Raw genomic sequence first — 7,215 nt, forward strand, 5'->3', positions numbered from 1 at the left:
CATCGCTGGCAAGTCGGATCGCCGCACCGCAGCTCCCACAGGTTTGAGTGTTGACCACAAATTTTGTGAGCGACATCAATACTTGTGGGAGCTGCGGTGCGGCGATCCGACTTGCCAGCGATGGCCGCAACACGGTCTACCTATCGAACCTTGTCCTCACGTCCGCGCAACAACATGTTCGGCATGGCAATCGCCGCCGCCAGCCCCAGCAACGACACCACCGCACTGACCGTCAGCAACTGCCGGAACGTCAGCAACAACTCCGCGCGCAAGGCGTTCTGCGCCTCGCCCGGTGCGGCGTTCAAACCGTCGAGCAACACATTCCCCGAACTGCCTTCGGCAATCAGCGTCGAACTGGCCAGGTGCGCGAAACTGGAATCCTGCAACAACGCCAGCAGCAGCGCCGACATCAAGGCCACGCCGACCGCGCCTCCCAGCGAGCGAAACAGGTTGGTGGTGCTGGTGGCCACGCCGATGTCGCGTTGTTCCACCGAGTTCTGCGTGCCCACCAACGATGTCGGGAACTGCATGCCGGATGAGATCCCGCAGAGCAACATGAACAGGCTGCTCAACACGAAGGCCTGCGGCGGGCTGAACGCCATGCCGAGAATTGCGATGGGCATCAGCGCAGCGCCAGTGAGGATCATCGGTTTGTAGCGCCCGGTCACCGAAGTGCGACGGCCGGCGAAGTACGCGCCAATCGGCAAGCCCATGGCCAGCGGCAACAGGTGCAAAGCGGCGCTGTCGGCACCGGCGCCAGTCACGCTCTGGAAGCGCAACGGCATCAGCACGATCAGTGAGATGGCCTGGAAACTGGTAAAGAAAATCGTGCACCAGCACAGGATCGCATTGCGGTTGGCGAACAGATGCATGGGCAGCAACGGCTCCCGCGCCCGCCGCTCGTGAACGACGAACAGCCCCAGCACCAGCACCGCACAAGCGAGCAGCGCCAGCACTTCGGCGCTGTGCCACGAATGACCCTGGCCGACCTGGGTGATGCCCAGCAACAGCGCCGTCAGCCCTATGATCATCAGCACGGTGCCCAGGTAATCGATGACCGGCTTGCGTTGCGGAACCGGCAGCCCCACCAGTGTGCGACGGGCCACCAGCCAGGCACCCAGGCCCAGCGGCAGGTTGATCAAGAACACCCAACGCCAGGACAGATACTCGGTCATGTAACCGCCGAGCACCGGGCCGGCCACACTGGCCACCGCGTACATGCTGCTGAAGTAACCCTGATAACGCCCGCGTTCCCGTGGCGGCACGATGTCACCGATGATGGCCTGGCTGACCGAAATCATCCCGCCGGCGCCGATGCCCTGGAAGATCCGCGCCAGGACCAGTTGTTCCATGCTCTGGGCCATGCCGCAGAACACCGACGCCAGGGTGAACAGGCCCATGCCGAACAGCATCAGCTTGCGCCGCCCGTACAGGTCGCCGAGTTTGCCGTAGATCGGCACCGCCACGGTCATTGCCACCATGTAGCCGGAAATCACCCAAGCCAGCAGGCTGACGTCCTTGAATTGCGCGGAGATGGCCGGCATCGAAACCGCGACGATGGTCTGGTCCAGCGCCCCGAGAAAGATCGCCAGCATCAGGGCGATCAGCACGCTGCGGATGGCGGGTTTGGGTGTGTCAGGCTGGTGGAGATTGGTCACGGGAAAACCTGCGGGCAGTGATTGACCCGCACGAGGCAAGGCGAGCGGGAATGCTCGCCAGTGTAAGTCGATAGCAGGCTATTCGATAGCCTCATAAGGAAGCCCGACGTAGTTTTCCGCTATGGTTTTTCGACCGGCCTCTGAGCCGACGAAATACTCCAGTTCCGACTCGGCAATGCGCTGGCTGAAGGCATCGTGGTCGTCGAAACGGTGCAGCATCGAGGTCATCCACCAGGAAAACCGCTCGGCCTTCCACACCCGGCGCAGGCAGATCTGCGAGTATTTCTCCAGCAAATCGCGGCGATCCTCACGGTAAACCTTGAGCAGGATGTTGAACAGCGTACTCACATCACTGGCTGCCAGGTTCAGGCCCTTGGCGCCGGTGGGCGGGACGATGTGTGCGGCATCGCCGACCAGGAACATGCGGCCGTACTGCATCGGTTCGACCACGAAGCTGCGCAGCGGCGCGATGCTTTTTTCGATGGACGGGCCGGTGACCAGTTTGTCCGCCAGCGCTTGTGGCAAGCGCGACTTGAGTTCGTCCCAGAAGCGCTGATCGGACCAGTTATCGACGTGATCGCTGGTGGGCACCTGCAGGTAATAACGGGTGCGGGTCGACGAACGCATGCTGCACAGGGCGAAGCCGCGCTCGTGGCGGGCGTAGACCAGCTCTTCGTGGACCGGCGGGGTATCGGCGAGGATCCCGAGCCAGCCGAACGGATAGACCCGTTCGAAGACTTTCAGGCTGTCGGCGGGAATCGATTGGCGCGCCACTCCATGGAAGCCGTCGCAACCGGCGATGTAGTCGCAATCGAGGCGATACAGCTCGCCGTCCTTCGCAAAAGTGACAAACGCTTCGTCGGTTTTCATGCCATGGGGAACGACGTTGTCGGCTTGGTAAAACGTCTGGGCACCGGCCTCCCGACGAGCGGCCATCAGGTCGCGGGTGACTTCGGTCTGGCCGTAGATCATCACGCTTTTGCCACCCGTCAGGGCATGCAGGTCGATGTGCACCTGGCGCCCGTCGAGGGCCAGTTCGAAGCCCGTGTGGACCAGCCCCTCGGCGTCCATGCGCTGACTCACGCCGGCCTGGCGCAACAGCTCTACCATGCCCTGTTCAAGCACGCCGGCGCGGATTCGGCCGAGTACATAGTCCGGGGTCTGGCGTTCGAGTATGACGGTGTCGATGCCGGCGTTGTGCAGCAGTTGGCCGAGCAACAGGCCGGAAGGGCCGGCGCCAATGATGGCGACCTGGGTTTTCAACGTTTTCATTGTTTTTATGACTCGCAAGCTTCACGCGACCAGGGCCGGTGAATGATTTTTATGGATCGAGTGCTTGCATTTTTCCCTTGCGGGTCTGTCAATTGAAGGTGAAAACTGAGCCGATAGCTGTACATTCTGCCAATCGGGGCGATTATCGCCCATCATCTACTCCGAGACCTGGATTGAAGTGATGAACAAGCCTGACCTGCCTTCGATTCCGGTGTTCAAGCTCTACGGTGAAAGCCTGGACTGGCCGACCCCGGACTTGCTGCACTGTGAAACCATTTCCATACGCAGCCGCGAACATCATTGGCAAATCAAACCCCACCGCCACGCTGATTTGTGTCAGTTGCTCTTCGTATTCAAAGGTCAGGCCGAGCTTGAAATCGAAGGCAAGCGTACACAATTGATAGAGCCGGCCATCCAGATCCTGCCACCGTTGTCGGTGCATGGCTTTCGCTTTTCCGAAGACGTGGAAGGCTTTGTCGTGACCCTGGCCGCGCCGCTGATCGCCCACCTGCAAATGCAGCTGGGGCAATCGGTCAACGCCCTGGCCCAGGCCGAAAGTTACCCGGCAGGCAAGGACGCCGAGTACCTCAACAGCCTGTTCAGTGCCTTGCAGAGTGAATACACCAGCCATCAACCGGCGCGGGAAATGCTCATGCATTCGCTGGTCAGCGTGATCGTGGTGTGGGTCAGTCGCCAGGTGATCCAGCGTCGCACCGCCATGGTGCGACCGCAGCGGGCCCGGGAGTATCTCAACGGTTTCATTCAACTGGTGGAAGAGACCTATCGCCAGCACGTCAAGGTCGAGGACCTGGCGCACCGGCTGGGGATTTCCGTGTCCCACCTCAACGGCACCTGCCGTGAGCTGGCGGGGCAACCGGCGCTGCAGATCATGCACGAGCGGCAATTGCTGGAGGCCAAGCGATTGCTGACCTACACCGGCATGACCATTTATGAAATGTCCGACGTGTTGGGGTTTTCCGATCCGACCAACTTCACGCGCCTGTTCCGGCGTCGTGTGGGGATTTCGCCAAAGGCGTTCCGCGACCGCTTGAAGGCCGATCAGGACAACGAAGCCTGACCCCCTTCGTTATCGGAGGGCGTTGAGGGTGGCGTTGTGGGGAATGCAGCGCTCGAAGTTGCAGCTTGCGTACTCACGGGGCAGGTTGCGCAGTTGCTCGACGCGCCAGGCGGCAGCGCCGTACAGCCCGAGCGTGACGGCACAGGTGATGAAGATGGCGAGGTATCTTCTTGTTTTGATGTTCATGGCGTTGACCTCTGAACGAATACCTTTCGGTATTACTTTGAGCATAGGTCAGCGCCTGTGAGTTGCCAGCAAGCCGAGTCATGGATGTACCGCGACATTCAGAACGCTGATGTCTCCTGTGGGAGCGGGCTTGCCCGCGATGGCGTCAGGTCAGTCGACAACAGTGTTGAATGATCAACCGCAATCGCGGGCAAGCCCGCTCCCACAGGGTCCTAAAGCCCCACATCCCACTCCGGTTCTTGCGGAAATCTAAGCACCAGGAAATCCAGCAAGCTGCGCAACGCCGCCGGCATGTGCTTGCGCGAGGCATATACCGCGTACACGTTCATTTGCCGCGGTTCGGCCGCCGGCAACAGGCGGATCAATTCGCCGCTGTGGATGTGCACGCCGGCCTGGTACGTGGGCAGCATTGCCACCCCGGCGCCGGCGATCGTGGCGCGCAACAGCGTGCTGGCCTCGTTGGCGCTGATATTGCCCTGCACTGGCACCGACACCTGCTCGCCGTCCTGCTCGAAATGCCAGAGGCTTTTGCCGAAGTAGGAATGGGTCAGGCAGTTGTGCAGGCTCAGCTCCTCGACCCGTTGCGGTGCCGGATGCTCGCGCAGGTAAGCGGGGGAGGCGCAGATCACCGAGCGGCAGACCGTCAGGCGACGGGCGATCAGGTTCGGGTCCAGGTCGTTGCTGGTACGGATCGCCAGGTCGATGCGCTCATCCACCAGGTTCACGGTGCGGTCGAGCATCTGCATGTCGATGCTGACACCGGGGTAGCGTTTGACGTACGCGGTCATGGCATCGGCCAGTTGCGCCTGGCCGAACGAGGTGCTGACGCTGATCCGCAGCAGGCCGCGCGGCGCTTCGTCCGGTTCGCTGACGGCGGCTTGCATGTCGGTGGACAAATCGAGCATCTGCCGACAGCGGGGCAGGATTTCGCTGCCGGCGGCGGTGAGGCTCAATTTTCGCGTGGTGCGGTGCATAAGGCGCGCGCCGACCCAGTCTTCCAGTTCCGCCAGATACCGCGACACCACCGGCCGTGACAGCTCCAGGTGATCGGCGGCGGCCGACTGGCTGCCGAGGTCGACCACCGTGACGAACACACGCATTGCTTGAAGACGATCCATGATTTGCCCGCTTTCAGAAACAAACTATGTTCAAGCATCGCATTTTTTGTACTGAGTCAGACAACTAAGCTCTGTTCCACTGTAGGAGCGAGCTTGCTCGCGATGGTCGTTAACGATGATGCGGGTTACCGCTTGAATGCGGCGTCTTCGAGTCCATCGCGAGCAAGCTCGCTCCTACAAAAAGGCAAAAGCCATTCGGACAATGGAGCAACAAATGATCGGTTTTACCACTTTCAAACGCGTATTACTGGCCAGCGCCGCTCTCGGCTTCGCCGCCCATGCCGCCGCCTCGACCCTGACCCTGGATGTCTACAACCCCGGCGAAAAAGCCATCTTCCCGGTGACCTCGGTGCTGGTCAGCGGCGAGAAGGAAGCGATCCTGGTGGATGCACAATTCGGCAAGTCCCAGGCCGAACAGGTGGTGGAAAAAATCCGCGCCAGCGGCAAGCAACTGACCACCATCTACATCAGTCACGGTGACCCGGACTATTACTTCGGCCTCGATACCCTGACGGCCGCGTTCCCCAAGGCCAAGGTCCTCGCGTCGCAGCCGACGGTCGACCATATCAAGCAGACCGTCGACGGCAAACTGGCGTTCTGGGGGCCGAAAATGGGCGCCGATGTGCCGGCCAAAACCATCGTGCCGGACGTGCTCAAGGGCGACAGCCTGATTCTCGAAGGGCAGAAGTTGCAGGTGGTGGGGCTCGAAGGCCCGCAGCCGGATCGCAGCTTTGTGTGGATTCCGTCGATCAAGGCCGTGGTCGGTGGTGTCGTGGTCGCGCAAAACATCCACGTGTGGATGGCCGACACGCAAACGCCACAGTCCCATGCCGATTGGTTGGCTACGCTGCATTCCATTGAAACCCTGAAACCGCAGACTGTAGTGCCCGGTCATTACCTCGGTGAAATCGATCGTTCACTGAAGGCAGTGCAGTTCACCGCTGCTTACATCAAGGCCTTCGACGAAGAAACCGCCAAGGCCCGGGATTCTGCCGCGTTGATCGCCGCGATGAAAAAACGCTACCCGAACCTGGGCGATGAAAGCTCCCTGGAGCTGAGCGCCAAGGTCGCCAAGGGCGAGATGAAGTGGGGTGAATGATTCAAGCGGTAGCAAGACTTTGATTTCAATACTTTCAAGCCAACTGGAGAACGTCATGAGCAATATCGCAATCATCGGTGCCACCGGTCGTGCCGGTAGCCAACTGCTGGAAGAAGCCCTGCGTCGCGGTCACAGCGTTACCGCGATCGCCCGCGACACGGCGAAAATCGGCCAGCGTGCGGGTGTGGTCACGCGCAACGTCGATGCTCTGGATGCCAGTGCCTTGCAGGCGGCCATCGAGGGGCACGACGTCGTCATCAGCGCAGCCCATTTCGCGACCTTGCCGGCCAGTGCCGTGATCGGGCCGGTGAAGAAGGCCGAGGTCAAGCGCTTGCTGGTCGTCGGCGGTGCGGGGTCGCTGTTGTTGCCTGACGGAACACGGGTGATCGACAGCAAAGGTTTTCCGGAGGCGTACAAGGCCGAAGCCAGTGCCGGGGCGGAGTTCCTGGGGAGCCTGCGCCTGGAAAAGGAGCTGGACTGGACTTTCCTGTCGCCATCGGCCGAGTTCGTCGAGGGGCAACGCAGCGGGAAATTCCGCGTCGGCCAGGATGATTTGCTGGTGAGCAGCGAAGGGCGCAGCTGGATTACCTTTGCCGATTATGCGATTGCGCTGCTCGACGAGGTTGAAGCACCGAAGCATTCGCGGCAGCGGTTTACCGTCGGTTACTGATCAACACCTGTAATTGGATGGACTCGCCCAAGCCGAGGCGTCAATGCGCCACGGTGGCAGTCTAAACAGCCATCGACAGCGAGGGCGAGTCCATGAAAAATCATAGTTCGTTTGATCAATCCGTGTCTCCTTCC

Annotated in this window: 7 protein-coding genes; 3 read left to right on the plus strand and 4 right to left on the minus strand. The window is 60.9% G+C overall.

Going from position 1 to position 7,215, the window contains the following annotated elements; all coding sequences use genetic code 11:
- Window positions 1-140: 140 nt before the first annotated feature.
- A complete protein-coding gene (locus EI969_RS01305) occupies window positions 141-1,658 on the minus strand; it encodes an MDR family MFS transporter (protein ID WP_160385598.1) in 1,518 nt (505 codons plus the stop codon).
- Between the two features lie 78 nt (window positions 1,659-1,736).
- Complete coding sequence (pobA, locus tag EI969_RS01310; protein WP_178120506.1) at window positions 1,737-2,921, minus strand: 4-hydroxybenzoate 3-monooxygenase; 1,185 nt, start codon at window positions 2,919-2,921, stop codon at window positions 1,737-1,739.
- 190 nt (window positions 2,922-3,111) lie between these two features.
- On the opposite strand from pobA, the gene EI969_RS01315 reads away from it, so the two are divergent.
- The gene (locus tag EI969_RS01315; protein WP_160385600.1) at window positions 3,112-4,008 is read left to right on the plus strand and encodes a helix-turn-helix domain-containing protein; all 897 of its coding nucleotides are present in this window, start codon (window positions 3,112-3,114) and stop codon (window positions 4,006-4,008) included.
- A gap of 9 nt (window positions 4,009-4,017) precedes the next feature.
- Here the strand turns inward: EI969_RS01315 and EI969_RS30190 are convergent, their stop codons facing one another.
- Together EI969_RS30190 and EI969_RS01320 are read right to left on the minus strand one after the other, a co-directional pair.
- Window positions 4,018-4,239, minus strand: coding sequence for a hypothetical protein (locus EI969_RS30190; RefSeq protein WP_046042152.1), 222 nt, complete (start codon window positions 4,237-4,239; stop codon window positions 4,018-4,020).
- Between the two features lie 167 nt (window positions 4,240-4,406).
- A complete protein-coding gene (locus EI969_RS01320) occupies window positions 4,407-5,312 on the minus strand; it encodes a LysR family transcriptional regulator (RefSeq protein ID WP_218575158.1) in 906 nt (301 codons plus the stop codon).
- A gap of 214 nt (window positions 5,313-5,526) precedes the next feature.
- Here EI969_RS01320 and EI969_RS01325 point away from each other — a divergent pair, with 214 nt between their 5' ends.
- Window positions 5,527-6,411 (plus strand): MBL fold metallo-hydrolase, encoded by an 885-nt coding sequence (locus EI969_RS01325; RefSeq protein ID WP_160385601.1) that lies wholly within the window; start codon window positions 5,527-5,529, stop codon window positions 6,409-6,411.
- A gap of 55 nt (window positions 6,412-6,466) precedes the next feature.
- Window positions 6,467-7,081 carry an NAD(P)-dependent oxidoreductase gene (locus EI969_RS01330; RefSeq protein WP_160385602.1) on the plus strand — a complete coding sequence of 205 codons (615 nt, stop codon included), beginning with the start codon at window positions 6,467-6,469 and terminating at the stop codon, window positions 7,079-7,081.
- Window positions 7,082-7,215: the final 134 nt, after the last annotated feature.

Origin of the sequence: Pseudomonas sp. PB101 (genome assembly GCF_009764265.1) — a bacterium.
Taxonomy (GTDB): Bacteria; Pseudomonadota; Gammaproteobacteria; order Pseudomonadales; family Pseudomonadaceae; genus Aquipseudomonas.